The sequence below is a fragment of the Acidimicrobiales bacterium genome, assembly GCA_033344915.1.
Classification (GTDB): domain Bacteria; phylum Actinomycetota; class Acidimicrobiia; order Acidimicrobiales; family Aldehydirespiratoraceae; genus JAJRXC01.
Genome location: JAWPML010000001.1, coordinates 469,324 through 487,098, shown reverse-complemented (window position 1 = coordinate 487,098; position 17,775 = coordinate 469,324). Strand labels below are relative to the sequence as shown.

Genomic DNA, 17,775 nt, shown 5'->3' with positions numbered 1-17,775 from the left:
GTGACCCTCGTCGACGATCCGGGGCCGGCGCCGGAGGCCGGGGCGGACCCGGAACCGCCGGCGGTGACGCCGGAGTTCGAGAAGGCGGCCGCCCGAGCCGACTCCTGGCGAGGGTTCTTCCTGGCCGTGCCGGCCTACGCCTACCTGCTGCTGTTCTTCGTCGTCCCCTTCATCATCGTGGTGATCAATTCGTTCGCGACCCGCAGCCGCGGTGGCACCACCGAGTGGCGCGATTGGAACCTCGACTCGTACGAGAAGCTCGGCGAGCCGATCGTGCGGACGATCCTGTACCGGTCGGTCTTCCTGGCGCTGATCACGACCGTCATCTGCCTGCTGGTCGCCTACCCGTTCGCCTATTTCCTCGCCACCCGCAAGCCGATCGTCCGCAACCTGATGCTCGTGTTCGTGATGATCCCGTTCTGGACGAACTTCCTGGTCCGCAACTACGCGTGGCGCCTGATCCTCGAGAACGACGGCGTGTTCGACGACACCACGAGCGCCCTCGGCCTCGGCCAGTTCGACCTGCTGTTCACCCAGCGGGCGGTGGTGATCGGCATGGTCTACGGCTTCCTGCCGTTCATGATCCTCCCCCTCTACGCGTCCATCGAGCGCATCGACCTCCGCCTCGTGGAGGCAAGCCGCGATCTCTACGCGTCCGGGTGGCAGACGCTGCGCCGCGTCCTCATCCCCCTGTCGATGCCCGGCATCATCGCCGGCTCGATCCTGGTCTTCGTGCCGAGCATGGGTGCCTACGTCACCCCGGCGATCCTGGGTGGCGACAAGGAGGTCCTGCTCGGCAGCTACATCGTCGTGCAGTTCCTGACGGCCCGGAACGGGCCCTTCGGCGCGGCGCTCTCCGTCGTCCTGCTCGGCGTCATGCTCCTGGCGACGCGCGTCTACTTCCGATCCGGCGGGAAGAACCTGTGAGCGTCAGCGACACCGCCAAGCCCCGCGGCCTGACCCGCGCCGGCCTCACCGTCAACGCCGCGCTCGTGTACGGCTTCTTCTACGCGCCGATCGTCATCCTCACGATCTTCTCGTTCAGCGACGACCGGCTCGTCGGCCGCTGGGGCGGCTTCACGACGCACTGGTACGGCGACTTCTGGGCCGACGAGCAGCTCACCGACTCTCTGTGGGTCTCGATCCGCGTCGCCCTCTGGTCCACGGTCGTCTCCGTCATCCTCGGCACGCTCGCCGCCCTCGCGCTCGAGCGCTTCCGATTCCGGGGACGTGGCTTCTTCGACGGTCTGCTCTATCTCCCGATCATCATTCCCGACGTGACGATGGCTGTGATGATGCTGCTGTTCTTCAGCGAGGCGATCGACGTCACCAACGACCTGTTCGGCACCTCCTACAGCAAGGGTTTCGGCACGATCACGCTGAGCCACATCGCGTTCAACATCAGCTTCGTCTCCGTGGTCGTGCGGGCCCGGCTCGCGGGGATGAGCACCGAGTTGGAGGAGGCGGCGCTGGACCTCTACGCCTCCCGCTGGCGCACGTTCCGCCATGTCACCCTGCCCCAGATCGCGCCGGGCATCGCGGGTGGCGCCCTGCTCGCGCTGACCCTCTCGCTCGACGACGTCGTCATCACCCAGTTCGTCGCCGGCCCCAACGCCACGACGCTGCCCGTCCGCGTGTTCTCGCTGATCCGCAAGGGCGTGACACCGGTGATCAACGCCGTGTCCGTCGTGATGCTCGGAGCCTCGATCGTTCTCGTGCTGTTGAGTCTCCTCGCCCAGCGGGTGCGCTCCAGCACGGCGGATTGACTCGGCACTACGCTCTGGCGCAAACCCGCCGCCCACCGTCGACTGGGCATCCCAAGGAGCTTCCATGACCCTGCGAACCCTGATCCGGCTCTGCGCCGGACTCCTCGCCTTCGCCCTGCTCGCCGGCGCGTGCGGCGACGACAGCGACTCCGCCTCGACCACCTGCGAGGTCGGTCAGACCGACGGCGACCTCAACCTCTACAACTGGGCCGAGTACATCGACCCCGATCTGAAGTCCGCGTTCGAGGCCGAGTACGGCGTGTCCGTCAACGAGGACAACTACGACTCCAACGAGGCGATGCAGCCGATCATCTCGGCCGGCAACAGTGGCTACGACCTCATCGTGCCGTCGGACTACATGGTGTCGATCCTGATCGACCTCGGCGACATCGCCCCGATCCAGCGCGATGCCCTGTCGAACATCGACAACCTCGATCCGGACTTCGCCTCGGGCCTGCCGTTCGATCCCGACGGCGAGTACTCGGTGCCCTACCAGTGGGGTACCACGGGTCTCGGGGTGGACCTCGCGGTCACCGGCGAGGACGTCCCCGAGACGTGGGGCCTCGTCTTCGACCCGGAGCTGCGCGAGCAGTACGGGCTCGACGGTGCCATCACGCTGCTGAACGATCCCCGCGAGACCATGGGCGCGGCGCTGAAGTACCTGGGCTACTCGCTCAACACCACGAGCGAGAGCGAGCTCGACGAGGCGAAGGCGCTGGTCGCCGAGGCCACCGGTGCGCTGGCCGCGTACGACTCCGACCAGTACGACGAGTTGCTCGTCGCCGGCAACTCGGCGGTGGCCCACGGGTACTCCGGCAACTTCATCGTCCAGTTCGACGAGGCCGACGATCCCGACCAGTACGCCTACTTCGTTCCCGAGGAGGGCGGCACCCGCTGGGTCGACAACATGTCCGTCGTGGCCGACGCGCCGCATCCGTGCACGGCCCACGCCTTCATCGACTTCCTGCTGGATGCCGAGAATGGGGCGGCGCTGACCAACTGGAACTACTACGCCAGCCCGAACGCAGCTGCCGTCGAGTTCATCGATCCGGACGTGCTGTCGGATCCGATCGTGTACCCGACGGACACCAGCACCCTGGAGTTCATCGCCGACACGGGCGACTTCGAGACCAACTTCTCGGACGCGTTCATCGAGGCGAAGGGCTGAGCCGGGCGAGCGTCGAGACGATCGGAACGTGAGCGACAGCACGCCGCCGGAGGGCGACTTCGCCTTCCGGGGCCGTCCCGGGGAGCCGAAGTTCCCCGAGATGCCCTACGGCGGCGCGCTGTCGTTTCTGCGGCGGCGCTACTCCCGGGAGTTGGACGGCGTCGACGTCGCCGTCTCGGGCATCCCCTTCGACTCGGCGACGAGCAATCGGGCCGGGGCGCGACTCGGCCCCCGTGCCGTACGCGCCGCCAGTTCGATGGTGGCGGAGCTCGACGGGTTTCCCTGGGGATTCGACCCCTTCGATCATCTCGAGGTCGTCGACTACGGCGACTGCCAGTTCGACTTCGGGTACCAGCACCACGCCGTCGAGGTGATCGAGGCCCACGCCGACGCGATCCTGGCGACCGACACGACGATGCTCACGCTGGGCGGCGACCACTTCGTCACCTATCCCCTGCTCAAGGCGCACGCGAAGGTGCACGGGCCGCTCGCCCTGATCCACTTCGACGCCCACAGCGACACCTGGCCCGACGACGGCGAACGTCTCGACCACGGATCGATGTTCCTGCGGGCCGCCCGCGAGGGCATCGTCGATCCGGCCCGGTCGATCCAGATCGGCATCCGCACCGTCAATCCCGACGACCACGGGTTCACGGTCCGCACCGCGCCCTGGATCCACGAGCACGGGCCGGCTGCCGTGGTGCACGACATCCGCTCCGTGATCGGCGACCACAAGGCGTATGTCACCTTCGACATCGACTGCCTCGACCCGTCCTTCGCGCCGGGCACCGGCACGCCGGTCGTCGGCGGCCTGTCGACCGCCCAGGCGCTCGCGATCCTGCGGTCCCTCGGCGAGTGCAACCTCGTCGGCTTCGACGTCGTCGAGGTCGCGCCCGCCTACGACCATGCCGAGATCACCGCCCTCGCGGCCGCCACCATCGCCCACGACATGCTCTGTCTCCTCGCCGACCAGCGCCGCACCGCCTCCCCTCGATAAGAATCTCTGGTCATGAAAGGGTCGAACGGAGGCCTTGAGATCCCGCGATCTCGACCCTTTCATGACCAGAGATTCCCTTGGCCGGGGGGGGTAGGGCTGAGGCCCTGGCGGGTCAGCGGAGGAGGCCGTGGGCGATGCGGCCGGCGCGAGAGGGGGTGTCGGACGCGTACTCGTGGGCGTCGGCACGGTCCATCACCATGCGGGTGCCGCGCACGCCGAGCCAACGAAGCGGCTCGGGCTCCCACTTGCGGCTGCGCATGCCGACCCACGGCAACGAGACGAGGTCGGAGTCGGTCTCGGTGATCAGGTCCGCCATGGTCCGCCCGGCCAGGTTCGCGGCGGCGACACCCTCGCCGACGTAGCCGCCGGCGGTGCCGAAGCCGGTCGCGCGGTCGAGCCACAGCGACGGCGTCCAGTTGCGGGGCGCACCGAGCACGCCGCCCCACCGATGGGTGATCGCCACGTCGGCCAGATCGGGCAGGATCTCGACGAGCGTGCGATGGATCAGGTCGTGGGCGGTCCGGTCCTTCTCGATCTTCGGGTCGATTCCCGATCCGAAGGCGTAGGGCACGCCCCGTCCGCCGAAGGCGATCCGGTCGTCCTCGGTCCGTTGGCCGTAGACGACCATGTAGCGATCGTCCGCGAAGGTCGGTCGATCGGCGAGCCCGACCGCCGCGAGGGTCGCCGCGTCGAGTGGCTCGGTGGCGATCATGAGCGAGTAGATCGGGATCAGCGTCCGCTTCTCGCCGGCGAGGTCACGGGTGTAGGCCTCGGTCGCCCGGATCACGTTGGTGGCGGTGACCGTACCGTGATCGGTCACGACGCGGCCGGGAACGACCGACGACGCCGCGGTCTGCTCGACGATCGTGACGCCGCGGGACTCCACCACCGCGGCGAGCCCCCGCACCAGCCGCGCCGGGTCGTGGGCCGCGCACGCGGCGAAGTACACGCCCGATCGGATGTCGGACGCATTGCCGTAGGCGCGAGCCTCGTCGGGGGTCAGGAGGCGGACCTCGTCCTCGGTGAAGCCCTGCTCATGGTCGTGGGCCACCTCGGCCTTCTGGCGCGCTGCCTGCGGCGCGTTGCGGGCCCAGCGGATCACGCCGCCCTTCGCGTAGCCGCAGGCGATGCCCTCGGCCTCGGCGACCCGACCGACCTCGTCCACCGCGGCGAAGAGGGTGCGGGCCTGCCGCATCGCCTCGTCGTGCGAGGCGTGCGCGGCATAGGTGGAAACGCCGGCCGGGAGTTCGCCGACGATCCACCCGCCGTTGCGACCCGACGCGCCGAATCCGCAGATGTCGCGCTCGATCACCATGATCCGCAGGGACGGGTCCCGTTCGGTCAGGTAGTAGGCGGTCCACAGGCCGGTGAAGCCGCCACCGACGATCGCGATGTCGACGTCGGTGTCGCCGTCGAGCGAGGCGCGCGGGGCGAGGTCCAGCGCCGGGTTCGCGAGCCAGAGCGACAGATCGGAGTATGCAGGCGCCATCAGGGACCAGATCATACGATCACCGTGTGAGCACCGTTGACCGCACTCCGGACACGCTGCGCTTCGTGCCGATCGAACCCCGCTGGGCCGAAGAGCTCGAGGCGATCGAGCTCGCATCGTTCCCGTCGACCGACCCCGAGGACCTCTACGACGCCGACGAACTCCGCGAGTTGGCGACCGACTTCCCGGAGGGCAGCTTCGTCGTCCTCGACGGGGAGCGGCCCGTCGCGATGGGCTGCGGGGTGCGGGTGAACTTCGATCTGGCCAACTACCAGCACACGTTCGAGGAGCTGTTTCCCCACGGTGAGGGATCCGGCGACGACCCCGATGGCGAGTGGTACTACGGCACCGACATCTCGGTCCATCCCGACTACCGGCGCCGGGGTATCGGTGCTCGGCTCTACGAGCTGCGCAAGCAGGTGTGTCGCGATCTGAACCTGCGCGGCATCATCGCGGGGGGCGTGCTGCCCGGCTATGCCGACCACAAGCACGACATGTCCGCGGCGGACTATGTCGAGAAGGTGAAGGCCGGCGAGCTCACCGACCCGACCCTCACCTTCCAGCTCGCCGCGGGTTTCGAGGCGATCGGCGTGCTCGCCGACTACCTGACCGACCCCGCAGTGGACAACTGGGCGTCCATGATCGTCTGGCACAACCCCGACTACCGATCCGCCGACGCGGAGGTTTCCCCATGACCACACCCCCGCTCCTGCACCCCTTCGCACCGCCCGCGAAGGAACAGTTCCGCATGCTCGTGCGGGCCGAGGGCGTGCGCGTCTACGACGACGAGGGCAACGACTACATCGATGCGCTGGCGTCGCTCTGGTACTGCAACGTGGGCCACGGGCGGACAGAGATCATCGACGCGATCAGCGCCCAGATGCGCCAGCTCGACACCTACAGCACCTTCGATCCCTTCACGAACGGTCCGGCGGAGGCCGCCGCCGACCGCATTCGCTCGCTGTCGCCGCACCCCGATGGACGCGTGTTCCTCTGCAGTTCGGGCTCCGAGTCGGTCGACTCGGCGCTCAAGATCAGCCGGCTGGTGGCCCAGCTCCGGGCCGGATCGCCGGGGAGCGAGGGCGACGAGGGAAGTGACCGCCAGATCATCATCCGCCGCGACCGCGCCTACCACGGGGTCAACTTCGGCGGCACCAGCGCGCAGGGCCTCCCGCTCAACCGCAAGGGTTGGGGCGAGATGGTGTCCGGCTTCGAGCAGATGGACGGCGACGACATCGAGTCCGCCGCCCGACTCTTCGCCGAGCACGGCGACCGGATCGCCGCCGTCATCACCGAACCGGTCCAGGGCGCAGGCGGCGTGTTCCCTCCGCCGGACGGGTATCTCGAGGGCCTTCGTCGCCTGTGCGACGACCATGGCGCACTGCTCGTGTTCGACGAGGTGATCAGCGGGTTCGGACGCACCGGATCCTGGTTCGCGAGCCAGACCTACGACGTCACCCCGGATCTGATCACCTTCGCCAAGGGCGTGACGAGCGGCTATCTCCCGTTCGGCGGCGTGATCTGTTCACGGGCGGTCTGCGACGTGCTCGAAGCCGATCCCGCCTTCCTCTTCCGGCACGGCTACACCTACAGCGGTCACCCCGCGTCCTCGGCCGCCGCGCTCGCCAACATCGAGATCATGGAGCGTGAGGGTCTGGTCGCCCGCGCCCTGGCGATCGGCGAACGGTTCCGGCACGGGTTCGACGCCCTCGTGAGCGATGGCGTACTCGCCGGCTATCGCGGGGTCGGCGCCGTCTACGCCGCGGTGCTGCCGGCGGGCCGCGACGCCACCACCGTGCGGGACCGCATGTTCGACGCCGGCGTGATCCTGCGGGGGGTCGACGACTGGCTCGCCCTGTGTCCCCCACTCGTCATCGACGACGCCGACATCGATCGGATCGTCGACGTGATGGCCGACGCGGCCCGCTGACTCAGCCGCTCGCCTCCGCAGCCTCGGCCGGCTCGACGATCTCCAGCAGGGCCGCGACCGTCAGCGCGATCGCGCCGCTGATGACCAACCAGCTCCAGCTCTCGATGCCCACGACCGTGTCGAGGGCGGCATACGTGCCCACGGCGACCGTCGCCCCGGCCCCGAGCACCAGCGCCGGGTGGTGTCCTCGCCATCCACCCACGATCGTCAGGGCAAGGGCCACGCCGCCGAACACCAACAGATGCGGCGCGTTCCCCGTGGACACCCGCATCGCGAACGCCAGCGCGCCGGCGAGTGCAACCGGAACTCCGACCGCGAACCACTGTGCCGATTCGGGTCGAGTACCGGGGTGCGAGGCACGGATCGCCACGCCAACGCCGATCAGCACCGGGTAGACGTACGGCTCGGGGCTCACGACGCCGGCCGCGGCGAGACCGACCAGCGAGGCCCACCACACGATGAACCCGCCGGTTCCCGCGAACGCGGCGCGGGCGGCCCGGTCCGAGACGAGCACCCGGTCGACGCCGAGGGCCGTCAGCGCGACACCGCCTGTCGCGACGACGAGCGAGAACACCACGAGCCGTGTCTCGAGTCGATCGGTGGTCACCAGTCCGAGCGCCACCGCTGCAGATGCGGCCGCCATGACGGCGCTCGAGTGTTGGCGGCTCGCGGCATGGTGGGCGACGAAGAGCAGGCAGACGACGGCCAGCGACCAGGCCACGAGGACCGGATCATCGGGCGTGACGGCGACGAGCGAGGCCACACCCGCCCCACGAGCGACGTGGGCGATGGCCGGGTCCTCCGCATCGACGATCAGAGCGAGGAGCCAGAGACCACCGGCGACCACGAGGCCGGCCACGAACGGCGACAACGCTTCCGCCGCCGCCCCGCCGGCAACCGCGACCGGCACCAACGCCCCGAGGACCACCTGACGACCGAGCAGCCGGTCCTGCCGGCCGGCGGCGACGGTCACCACGGCGATGACGACGACCGCCACCGCCACCGCGAGGATGGCGATCACGGGCGTCGCGCCGGCAACCAGCGCGCCGGCGGCGACCGCGAGGGACCATCCCAGCTCGTGGCGATGCATGCGCCGGGAGCCGACCGCGGCGACGGCGAGGGAGACCGCGACGATCCCCGCGGACGTCGGCGAGGTCGCGAGGGTCACGGTGGCGAGGGTCGTCACGGCGATCGCCCAACTCGTGACGGCCGACGGCGGGCCGGCCACGACCATCTCGAGCCACGACGTGCCCGGACGGCGGGCCGTCCGGATGTCTCGCACGATCCACGCGAACGCCAGCGTTCCACCGGCATACGCCCACTCGATTCCGGGAACGATTCCCTCGGGAAGAACGACGGACATCGCCATCGCCGCGACCCCCGCGGACACGGCGCCACTGATCACCGCGACGGCGTCGTCCAGTCGGAACGCGGCGACCCGGCGATCCGAGAGCGCGATCTCGGCCAGCGCGATCACGATCGCAGCGGCGACGATCAGCAGTGACCGGGGAGGCTGGTGCTCGGCCCACATCGCGGCGGCGGTGGTGACCATCACGGCACTGCCCAGCAATCCGATCGGCAGGCTGCGCCTGCGCACCGCGGCGATCACCAATGCGGTCGCCGCGACCGTCCCGGAGAGGAGCGTCGCCTCCCAGGCGGTGGCGTCGAGCAGCCCGAGTCGGCGCATCGTGCCACTGCCGGTGAACGCAACGTCGTCGAGGACGCGAAGGGCCGGAGCGAGTCCCGCGAGGACGGCCCAGATCGGGCCGGCGATGCGCTCCCGGCTCCACGGAACGACGACGCACCCCACCAGACCGAGTGCCGCGACCAACGGCGGCATGGCGATGTCGTAGCCGGCGGCGACGCCGGCGAGAAGCAGGACACCGCCGGACACGGTCCCGAGCGCCGTGACCGGGGCGAGTCGCCGGTCCCGCGACCGGAGGACCTCGGCGGCCAGGAGTGTGACCGGCCCGCTGACCAGCAGGACCGCCGGCCAGGACGCGCCACCCACGACCGCCAGCGCGGCGACGTCCACCGGCACGAGCGCGGCAATCAGGACGTCCAACGAGCGAGCGGTCGTCGGCGCCACGCGGCGCAGGGCGAAGCCGCAGCCGAACACCAACACGGAGAAGCCGAGCAGAGCGGCGAATCGTCCGCCCGGACCGAACCGGTCCCAGCGGGCAGCCACGAAGCTGATGGACGCGGCGGTGAGTAGGAACGTTCCGAGACCGGCCAGGACGGGCGCCGGGCGCAGCACCGTCGGCCAGCCCGACGCGGCGGATGAAGACGACGGGGGTGGGTTGATCTGCATACCCCGAGCGTGCGCCCGGAGCGGGGGCACGACCATCCGGGGAACCCCCCAACGCGGCCTGGGGGTGCGCCCGAGACGCCTACCAGCGACCGGGCGCCAGAACCTTGATCTGGCGTTCGGTGCGGGCGGGCACGAGATCACGGCCGGACGGCTCGGGATCGAGGGCCTCGGGATTCGGGTCGATCTTCCTCGGATCGGCGTCGTCGGCCATCTGGGCGAGCAGGTCGGCCGGCATCGCCCCGAACCAGGCGAGGGTGGCCGACTCCCCGTCGGACAGCTTGGCCAGCCGGACGCCCTGCCCACCCCGGCCCTTCGAGGGGAGCTCCTCGTAGGGCGTGGCCTTCAGCCCGGCTTCGTCGGTCACGATGATCGCCGCGCCGTCGCCGATCAGCGCCCCGGCACCGACGACCACGGCGTCGCCCTTCAACTTCATGCCGGCCACACCGCCCGCCCCGCGTCCCTGCACCGAGATCGCGTCGGCCGGCATGCGCAGCACCTGGGCGTCGGAGGCGACGACGGCGACATCGCAGCCGTCGGGCGTGACGAAGGCCGAGACGACGCGATCGTTGGCCTTCAGGGAGATCACCGTCTTGCCGCTCTTCGTGCCCATCACCTCGTCGGCCGTGACCCGCTTCGCCACACCCCGGGCCGTCACGATGGTGATCGGGTCACCGCCGGATGTGACCAGCTCGAGCACCTCTTCGCCCTTGTTGAGGCCCAACAACTGGGCGGCCGGGCCGCCCCGGGTGCGACCGTCGGCCTCGGCCACCTCGCCGCCGCGGACGATGAACACCCGTCCTTCGGAGGTGATCGCCGCGATCGGTGACCCGGTGGAGGTGACGACCTGCGCCACCAGCAGGTCGTGGCGCCCGGCCGTGGCCCGCTTCGCGCCGTCCGGTGCCGCCCGGCCGATGTTTCCCGACGTCGAGAGCGTCACGACGCAGGGCTCGTCGGAGTCGGGGTCGAACGTGTCGGCGATCTCCGTCGGCTTCTCGAACACCGGGATCTCGTCGGCGGAGATGACCTCGGAACGACGATCGACACCGTGCTTCTTCACGAGATCGGCGAGCTCCTTCAGCACCAGGGTGCGCCGCCGGGCCTCCGACTTCAGCAGGGCGTTGTAGCCCTCGATGTCGGCCCGCAGCCCGGCCGCCTCCTCCTCGAGCTCGAGCTTGGCGAGCGCAGTCAACCGCCGCAGCGGCATGTCGAGGATGTGGGCGGCTTGGACCTCGCTGAGGTCGAACCGTTCGATGAGCCGGGTGCGCGCCTCGGCGGCGTCCTGCGAACTGCGGATGATCTGCACGACCTCGTCGATCGCGTCGAGTGCGATGAGTAGTCCCTCGAGGATGTGGAGGCGATCCTGGGCTTTCGCCAGCCGGTACTCGGTGCGGCGGACGATCACCTCGAGGCGATGGTCGATGTAGTGCCGGCACAGGTCGTAGATGCCGAGCGTGGTGGGCACGCCGTCGACCAGCACGACATTGTTGACGCCGAAGGTCTCCTCCAGCGGACTCAACCGGTAGAGCTCCTGGAGGACCGCCTGCGGGTTGACCGCCGGCTTGATGTCGATCTGGATCCGCAACCCGTTCATGTCGCTGAGATCCGCGATGCCGGAGATCCCGACGACCTTCCCCGAGTTCGCGAGCTCCTGCACCTTGCCGATGACGCGCTCGGGGCCGACGAGGTAGGGCAGCTCGGTGACCACGATCGCCTGGCGCGAGCGGGTGACCTGCTCGACGTGGGCCTTCGCCCGGATGCGAAACGAGCCGCGCCCGGTCTCGTAGGCGTCACGCAGTCCTTCGTCCACGACGATGCCGCCGGTCGGGAAGTCCGGCGCGGGGAGCACCTTCATGAGCTCGTCCACCGTCGGCTTCGGCCGCCGCTGGGTCATCACGAGCTTGATCGCCTTCTCGACCTCGCGCAGGTTGTGCGGCGCCATGTTGGTCGCCATGCCGACGGCGATACCGCTCGTGCCGTTGACGATGATGCTGGGGAGCGCGGCCGGCAGCACGACCGGCTCCTCGCCCTCGCCGTCGTAGGTCGGCCGGAAGTCGACCGTGTCCTCGTCGAGCTCCCGGACCATGTCCATCGCGGCCTCGGACAGCCGACACTCGGTGTAGCGGGCCGCGGCGGGCGGATCGTCGAGCGAACCGAAGTTGCCCTGCGGGTCGATGAACGGGACCATCCGGGAGAAGTCCTGCCCCATGCGCACGAGCGTGTCGTAGATCGCGCCGTCGCCGTGGGGGTGATAGCGGCCCATGGTGTCGCCCACGATGCGGGCGGACTTGCGAAACGGCGTGTCGGGCCGCACGCCCATCTGGAGCATCGACCACAGGATGCGCCGCTGCACGGGCTTCAGGCCGTCGCGCACATCCGGGATGGCACGGGAGGTGATGACCGAGAGCGAGTAGGCGAGGAACGACTCGCTCATCTCCTCCGCGACCGGCACATTGACCACTTCGCGGGCGTAATTGGGCTCGAATTCGAGCTGTCGGGACATGGCGTCGACCGTAGCGGCGCCGAGTGACAGGCGGGGTTACCCCAGGCGGTCGCGCCAGGCGTGGGCGAGCGCCGCCGGGAGCATCGTGGCGCCACGCTCCGTCAACGCACCATCGACGGTCACGCCGAGCCGCTCCCACGTCTCGGCGACGACGGCGAACGCCCACTCGATGCGGGCGCGGTCGGCCTTCGGGATCGTGCTCGTGACCTCCGGACACCGGTTCACGAGGTCGACCAGCACCGACCCGTCGACGGCGGTGCCGGGGCCGGCGCGCACGAGCCCGATGACGGCGCCGAGCCAGTCCGCCCACTCCAGGATCACCACCGCGTCCCGTTCGGCCGGCGTCAGCGGCGCGAGCGTGGACGGCGCCACGAGCTCCGCCAGTTCCGCGACTTCGATCGGCTCGGCGTCCACCGACTCGGTCACCCCCGGCAGCGCCTGGAAGAGGACGGAGCGGGCGTAGGCGTCGTCCTCGGGGTCGCGGGTGGGGGCCGCCGGCACGTCCTCGGCCGCGGCGACCGGCACGGCGACGTCCTCGCCGAGCATGGAACGCAGGCGAGCCGCGAGCAGGTGTCCGTTGACGACCGCGCTCGACCGGGGACGCTCGGTGGACGCGAGCGCGTCGGCCACCCGCCGCGCGAGCCCTCCGGGACCACCGACGTGCTCGTCGACGTCGATCTGGGCGTCCTCCTCCTCCAGCGCGTCGAGCAGGTCGCCGGGCCCGACGCCGACCTCGCCGACCATCTCGCCGTCCTCACCCGGCACGAGGTCGACGGTCAGGACGTGGCGTTCATCGATCGCGTCGACGAACCGGAACGCGGCGGAGAGCTGAGCCCCCGACCGAAGCAGCCATGCCCCCTCGCAGCGGGCGGTGCCGAGCGCACCGCCGAACGCGGCGGTGGCGCCATCCCCCGGCACCGCCACGTCCCGGAGGACGTCCGGGACAGCGACGGCGGCCACCGCGGCCAGGGCGAGAGCGGCGTCCTCGTCCTCCGGTGCCTGCGCCGACAGGGCCGCGAGGAGCGGGCCACTCTCACCGAGCGTTTCGATCGCGAGCGCCAACACATCGCTCCCCCAGGCCTCGGCCTGGGCCGCGCCGAGCCGGGCGACGTCCGGTGCCTGGGCAAGGACCTCGGCCACCAGCTCGTCGAGCGGGTCGGGATCGGAATCGGGGCGGTCGGTCACGGGCCGCCGAGTCTAGAGTCCGGCCGTGCCCGAACTCCCCGAGGTCGAGACGATCCGCCGTCAACTCGAGCCGTCGCTCGACGGTGCCGGTGTCGTCGACGCGGGCAGCCACTGGTCCGACAAGTTCACCCCGGCCCTCGATGCCGTGGATCACCGCATCGACGGACTGCGGCGGCGAGGCAAGTACCTCCTGGCCGACCTGACGGATCGTGCCGACCCGGAGATCCGCCGGGAGTTGATCATCCACCTCGGCATGACGGGCCGGCTGGCGGTGGAGACCGACCCGGACCTCGACCATCCCCACCTGCGCGCGTGGTGGCTGCTGGACGACGACCGCCACCTGACGTTCCACGATGCCCGCCGGTTCGGCCGGATCCATGTCGTGCCCCGCGGGCGCCACGAAGGCATCCCGACGCTGCACGCGCTGGGTCCCGAGCCCTTCGACGAGGCGTTCACCGGTCGGCACCTGGCGGCGTTCGTGAAGCGGAGCAACCGCCACCTCAAGACCGTGCTCCTCGGCCAACGGGCGGTGGCGGGCGTCGGCAACATCTACGCCGACGAGGCGCTGTGGATGGCCGAGATCAACCCGGCGATCCGCCGCCTCGGCGTCGAGCGGGCCGACCGGCTGGTCGACACCATCCGGGCCGCCCTCCAGTCCGGCCTCGACCACGGCGGCACCACCCTGCGGGACTATGTCGACCCCGCCGGTGACGCGGGCGAGAACCAGCACGAGCTCCATTGCTACGGGCGGGGCGGTGAACCCTGCGAACGATGCGGCACCGAACTGCGCCGGCGCGACCTCGACGCTCGCACGACCACCTGGTGCCCGGTCTGCCAGGCCCGCTGATCAGCTGATGGTGATCGCCTCGAGCGACCGGTTCACCTCGGGCACCAGCACCGCGGACATCCGAGCCGATCCGAGCACGACATAGAGCCCGAAGGGCCGGCCGGCGGCCACGAAGAACCGCTGTACGCCGGCCTGGCCGGGGATGCGCCGCTGTAGCGCCTGGGGCGAGAAGTCGGCCGGGTCGAGCGTGGTCGGGAGGCCGGCACCGGAGAACATCGCGGTCGACGCCTTCTCGGGTGCGAACTCCATGAGGATCGCGAGAATGCCACCGCCGTCCATCTCCTCGACCGCACCGGACCCGTAGTCGCCCCGGTTGACCGGCAGCGCGAAGTTGGCGAGATGGACCAGCGAGCGCGGCGGCCCTCCACCCTCGGCGTGGAGCTCGCCGAACTCGACCTCCCACCCGGAGCGCACCGAGACCTCGATGCCGTTGGCCGCGAGTGCGTTGGCCATCAGAGGGTCACCGCCACGACAGCGACCGAGGCGACCGTGGCGACGGCGGCGAGCAGCGAACGCTGGACGACCCGTTCGCTGCGGTCCAGGGCCTGATGGAGGCGATGGAGGTCGGCCACCGAACGGACCCGCCCGCTGGCGACCGCGGCGATCCCCCGCGTGCCGGCGTAGAGCACGCTCAGCCCGAAGGCCGCTGGCGGCGACAGCAACAGGCCGGCGACGAGCACGGCCGCGAACAGGGCCGTGTTGACGACCGTGACCATGCCGACCCCGAGCTGGACGCCGAAGCCGAAGCCGTAGACCCAACCGCGGTAGGTGTTCAGCCAGCGCTCGTCGACCTGGCGCCGCCCCGGGATGCGCCCTCCGGCCAGGTCGAAGGCGACGCCCAGACCGGCGACCGCGGCGACGACCGCGACGACGGTCGTGTCGTCGCCACCGCCGGAGAACAGATCCGGCGCGGCGAGCGCAGCCAGCGCGCCGAGGCCGGCGAGCACACCGCCGAGCGCCGCACCGCCCACGAGATGGCCGGCGACCAACCACGCGGCGGTGATCCGCCATCGATTTCCCCGTCCCCGCTCACCGAGCGGAGTGATGCTGGTCAGCATCGACGTGCCTCAAGGCGACCAGGCCGCCCGAACAGCGGCCGTGACCGCCACCATGACCACGAGCACGGCAACCATCAGTCGACGTCCTCGGGGAGCGCGGGGCCGGACTCGTCCGGATACAGCGACGGGTGCCCCGGGCCGATGCCGGATGCCGTGAGCGCGGCGTCAGCGGATCCGTCGAGGGCCTCGTCACCCAGGGCCTGCTCGAGAAGGGCGTGGACCTGGGGCCAGCCGGTCGCCGTGCCGGATCCGACGATGCGGCCCTCGTCGCCGTCGACCAGCACGAAGTACGGCGAGCCGGGCACCTCGTAGGCGTGCCACGCCGCGGAGGAGCAAACGGTCCGCACCCCGGCCGGCGCGAGTTCGGCGAGCTTCGACTCGCTGTCGTGGGCGGGGTCCTGCGCGACGATCACGAGCCGGGTGTCGGTGCCCGGCAACTCCAGCGTCGGCGCGGTGAACTCGGACCAGAAGGTCTGACAGGTCCGGCAGCCGGACGACAGAAAGGCGAGCAGCGTGTGACCCTCGCCGCCGACCGAGACGGAGACGGGTCCGCCGCCGGGGACCGTCCCGACCACGTCGCTCACGGTCGGCTTCGCCCGCGGGTCCGCGACCGGGACCGGGCCGACGCCGCCCGCCGCCGGGCCGTCCTCGAGCGGGACGCCGGCACGATCGAGCGCCCGGAGGATGTCGGCGTGGGTGCGAAGCAGGCCGAAGACGATCACGGCCAGCACGGCGATCGCGATCGTCTGCACGATGACGAGCACGATCATGTCGGCACCACCACGCCGAACGCCTGGTCGTAGCGGTACAGGAAGGTGACGGCCTGGGCCCGGTCGACATCGAGCAGACCGCCGAACAGCCAGCCGTTGATGCCCTCGGTGAGCCCGTGCTCGAACGCCCACTGCACCGGCCGCCGGTAGAAACTGTTGGCGGGCACGTCGACGAACGGGAGCTCGACCGACGAATGGGGACGACCGGCGAGGCGCCACAGGAACGTGACCGCCTCGGCCCGGGTGACGACCTGATCCGGCGAGAAGCGGCCCGGCGCGGTGCCGGTGGTGATCTCCTCCTCGGCCATCCACGCGACAGCGTCGGCATACCAGCTGTCCGCGGGCACATCCACGAACGAGGGCGCGGACGTCGCCTGCGGGTTCCCCTGGTAGCGCCACAGGAACGTGGCGAGGTGGGACCGCAGCGCCGGCTCGTTGGGCCCGAAGATGTCGTTGTTGTAGCCGGTGGTGATCTCGTTCTCGGACGCCCAGCCGACGGCCTCGGTGTACCAGCTGTTCGGCGCGACGTCGGTGAAGCCCTCGTGCAGACAGGCACGGTCGTGGAACGCGGTCTGGTTGTCGGTGGCCGGCGTGTCGTCACAGGACGGATCCCACTGCCACGGCACGACACAGGTGACGATCCGGCACGCGATCGGCCCGACGCACTCCACGTCCTGGTTGCACTGGCCGTAGCGGAATCGGGTGCACTCGACGGCCCGGGAGCCGCAGCCCTCGAGGCAACGGCAGTCGGCGGAGGTGCACGCCGACGCGCAGACGCCGGAGCCGGAGCATCCACAGCCGTCGTCGCAGGGCAGGTTGCAGTCCAGGTAGTAGCGGGGCCGCGGATCGCCGTCGACGTCGCAGAACCCGCTGCCGTCGGCCTTCCACCAGCCGGCGACGATGGTGCCGGGCGGGCAGAGGTTCTCCCCCGTGACCTGGCAGCAGAAGTCGGTGTAGCCATCGCAGCACCGACTCCCGCAGTCACAGTCGCTGCCCGCGCACGAGCAGATCGCGGCGTGCGCCGTGGTGGGCCGCAACACGTAGGCGGACGGCGCCACCGCCATGGCCGTCGCGCCCAGGGCGGACTTCGAGAGAAAGCCCCGTCGCGACGAGCGGCCGTCGACGACGCGGCTGAGGGCACCGACCAGACGGCGGCTCATGACGCGTCGCCGTCGATGCGGAACTCCGGACGGGCCGGACCGGGCCGCCGAGCACCCATCGCCTCGGGGAGGGCGGTGAACGCGACGAGGGCGAGGCCGGCGAGCACACCGACGACCAGGACGAATCCCACGCCGCCGGCCGGTTGGTCCTCCATGACCTCGACCGGCGCGTCGCCGGCGATGGCGGCGAACGAGACCGCGGCGAGGGCGGCATTGCCGATCACGTGGATCCACGACGGCGGCGCGTCGACGCGACCGAAGCAACCGCAGGACGCGGCGCCGGCCCGCATCGCCCGCACGACGATCCCGGCGAACGCGACGTAGAACGCGCCGACGAGGGCGGCTGTGAGTGGTCCACCGACGGCGAGGGCGACGACGCCGACGACCGTCTCCACCCCACCGACGCCGACCGCGACGGCGTCGGAGCCGGGCAGACCCAGGGTGGCGAGAAGGTCACCGGTCGGCGCGGGCCGCACGATCTTGGCCACCCCCGCGACCAGCAGCAGGAGCGCGGCAGCGCTGTGGAGGGCGACGAGGACGTCCATCACCCCTGAACGTAACGCGATCGCAATGCTTCGCGACGGACCGGCGCTG

General features: G+C 70.6%; 16 protein-coding genes. 7 read left to right on the top strand and 9 right to left on the bottom strand.

The genetic code is table 11. From position 1 onward, the window contains the following. The 4 genes from R8F63_02315 to speB all read left to right on the top strand — a co-directional run bounded on the left by R8F63_02315 (window position 1) and on the right by speB (window position 3,931). Entirely contained in the window at window positions 1-927 is a 927-nt protein-coding gene (locus tag R8F63_02315; GenBank protein ID MDW3217424.1) for an ABC transporter permease, read from the top strand. Continuing rightward, a complete protein-coding gene (locus R8F63_02310) occupies window positions 924-1,766 on the top strand; it encodes an ABC transporter permease (GenBank protein MDW3217423.1) in 843 nt (280 codons plus the stop codon). Before R8F63_02315 ends, R8F63_02310 begins: the two co-directional genes overlap by 4 nt. A 64-nt stretch (window positions 1,767-1,830) precedes the next feature. Then, window positions 1,831-2,934, top strand: a complete 1,104-nt coding sequence (locus R8F63_02305) for a spermidine/putrescine ABC transporter substrate-binding protein (protein MDW3217422.1) — start codon at window positions 1,831-1,833, stop codon at window positions 2,932-2,934. A 28-nt stretch (window positions 2,935-2,962) separates the two neighbouring features. Continuing rightward, window positions 2,963-3,931 (top strand): agmatinase, encoded by a 969-nt coding sequence (speB, locus tag R8F63_02300; GenBank protein MDW3217421.1) that lies wholly within the window; start codon window positions 2,963-2,965, stop codon window positions 3,929-3,931. A 112-nt stretch (window positions 3,932-4,043) separates the two neighbouring features. Here the strand turns inward: speB and R8F63_02295 are convergent, their stop codons facing one another. Further along, a complete protein-coding gene (locus R8F63_02295) occupies window positions 4,044-5,420 on the bottom strand; it encodes an FAD-binding oxidoreductase (GenBank protein ID MDW3217420.1) in 1,377 nt (458 codons plus the stop codon). A 26-nt stretch (window positions 5,421-5,446) separates the two neighbouring features. Between R8F63_02295 and R8F63_02290 the strand changes: the two genes are divergently transcribed. Both R8F63_02290 and R8F63_02285 read left to right on the top strand, forming a co-directional pair. After that, the gene (locus R8F63_02290; protein ID MDW3217419.1) at window positions 5,447-6,115 is read left to right on the top strand and encodes a GNAT family N-acetyltransferase; all 669 of its coding nucleotides are present in this window, start codon (window positions 5,447-5,449) and stop codon (window positions 6,113-6,115) included. After that, window positions 6,112-7,350: an aminotransferase class III-fold pyridoxal phosphate-dependent enzyme gene (locus R8F63_02285; protein ID MDW3217418.1), complete on the top strand. Its 1,239-nt coding sequence runs from the start codon at window positions 6,112-6,114 to the stop codon at window positions 7,348-7,350. The genes R8F63_02290 and R8F63_02285 overlap by 4 nt, the downstream gene beginning before the upstream one ends. A 1-nt stretch (window position 7,351) precedes the next feature. Here the strand turns inward: R8F63_02285 and R8F63_02280 are convergent, their stop codons facing one another. The 3 genes from R8F63_02280 to R8F63_02270 form a co-directional block, all read right to left on the bottom strand. After that, complete coding sequence (locus tag R8F63_02280; GenBank protein ID MDW3217417.1) at window positions 7,352-9,661, bottom strand: DUF2157 domain-containing protein; 2,310 nt, start codon at window positions 9,659-9,661, stop codon at window positions 7,352-7,354. 79 nt (window positions 9,662-9,740) lie between these two features. Next, window positions 9,741-12,161 carry a DNA topoisomerase (ATP-hydrolyzing) gene (locus R8F63_02275; GenBank protein MDW3217416.1) on the bottom strand — a complete coding sequence of 807 codons (2,421 nt, stop codon included), beginning with the start codon at window positions 12,159-12,161 and terminating at the stop codon, window positions 9,741-9,743. A gap of 36 nt (window positions 12,162-12,197) precedes the next feature. After that, window positions 12,198-13,346 carry a hypothetical protein gene (locus R8F63_02270; protein MDW3217415.1) on the bottom strand — a complete coding sequence of 383 codons (1,149 nt, stop codon included), beginning with the start codon at window positions 13,344-13,346 and terminating at the stop codon, window positions 12,198-12,200. Window positions 13,347-13,371: 25 nt separating this feature from the next. Here R8F63_02270 and mutM point away from each other — a divergent pair, with 25 nt between their 5' ends. Further along, the gene (gene mutM, locus R8F63_02265) at window positions 13,372-14,193 is read left to right on the top strand and encodes a bifunctional DNA-formamidopyrimidine glycosylase/DNA-(apurinic or apyrimidinic site) lyase (GenBank protein ID MDW3217414.1); all 822 of its coding nucleotides are present in this window, start codon (window positions 13,372-13,374) and stop codon (window positions 14,191-14,193) included. Here the strand turns inward: mutM and R8F63_02260 are convergent, their stop codons facing one another. From R8F63_02260 to R8F63_02240, 5 genes are all read right to left on the bottom strand, one after another. Next, a complete protein-coding gene (locus tag R8F63_02260) occupies window positions 14,194-14,646 on the bottom strand; it encodes a hypothetical protein (GenBank protein ID MDW3217413.1) in 453 nt (150 codons plus the stop codon). It abuts the gene before it with no gap. Next, window positions 14,646-15,251, bottom strand: a complete 606-nt coding sequence (locus R8F63_02255) for a hypothetical protein (GenBank protein MDW3217412.1) — start codon at window positions 15,249-15,251, stop codon at window positions 14,646-14,648. The genes R8F63_02260 and R8F63_02255 overlap by 1 nt, the downstream gene beginning before the upstream one ends. A gap of 74 nt (window positions 15,252-15,325) precedes the next feature. Further along, window positions 15,326-16,021 carry a hypothetical protein gene (locus tag R8F63_02250; GenBank protein MDW3217411.1) on the bottom strand — a complete coding sequence of 232 codons (696 nt, stop codon included), beginning with the start codon at window positions 16,019-16,021 and terminating at the stop codon, window positions 15,326-15,328. Further along, window positions 16,018-17,181: an S-layer homology domain-containing protein gene (locus tag R8F63_02245; protein ID MDW3217410.1), complete on the bottom strand. Its 1,164-nt coding sequence runs from the start codon at window positions 17,179-17,181 to the stop codon at window positions 16,018-16,020. The genes R8F63_02250 and R8F63_02245 overlap by 4 nt, the downstream gene beginning before the upstream one ends. Continuing rightward, window positions 17,178-17,726, bottom strand: coding sequence for a hypothetical protein (locus R8F63_02240; GenBank protein ID MDW3217409.1), 549 nt, complete (start codon window positions 17,724-17,726; stop codon window positions 17,178-17,180). The genes R8F63_02245 and R8F63_02240 overlap by 4 nt, the downstream gene beginning before the upstream one ends. Between the last annotated feature and the right edge of the window lie 49 nt (window positions 17,727-17,775).

Coding starts and splice junctions, on each gene's coding strand:
- R8F63_02285 (MDW3217418.1), top strand. CDS start 6,112: ATGACCACACCCCCGCTCCTGCACCCCTTCGCACCGCCCGCGAAGGAA.
- R8F63_02275 (MDW3217416.1), bottom strand. CDS start 12,161: ATGTCCCGACAGCTCGAATTCGAGCCCAATTACGCCCGCGAAGTGGTC.
- R8F63_02280 (MDW3217417.1), bottom strand. CDS start 9,661: ATGCAGATCAACCCACCCCCGTCGTCTTCATCCGCCGCGTCGGGCTGG.
- R8F63_02295 (MDW3217420.1), bottom strand. CDS start 5,420: ATGGCGCCTGCATACTCCGATCTGTCGCTCTGGCTCGCGAACCCGGCG.
- R8F63_02305 (MDW3217422.1), top strand. CDS start 1,831: ATGACCCTGCGAACCCTGATCCGGCTCTGCGCCGGACTCCTCGCCTTC.
- R8F63_02255 (MDW3217412.1), bottom strand. CDS start 15,251: ATGCTGACCAGCATCACTCCGCTCGGTGAGCGGGGACGGGGAAATCGA.
- R8F63_02260 (MDW3217413.1), bottom strand. CDS start 14,646: ATGGCCAACGCACTCGCGGCCAACGGCATCGAGGTCTCGGTGCGCTCC.
- R8F63_02245 (MDW3217410.1), bottom strand. CDS start 17,181: ATGAGCCGCCGTCTGGTCGGTGCCCTCAGCCGCGTCGTCGACGGCCGC.
- R8F63_02250 (MDW3217411.1), bottom strand. CDS start 16,021: ATGATCGTGCTCGTCATCGTGCAGACGATCGCGATCGCCGTGCTGGCC.
- R8F63_02240 (MDW3217409.1), bottom strand. CDS start 17,726: ATGGACGTCCTCGTCGCCCTCCACAGCGCTGCCGCGCTCCTGCTGCTG.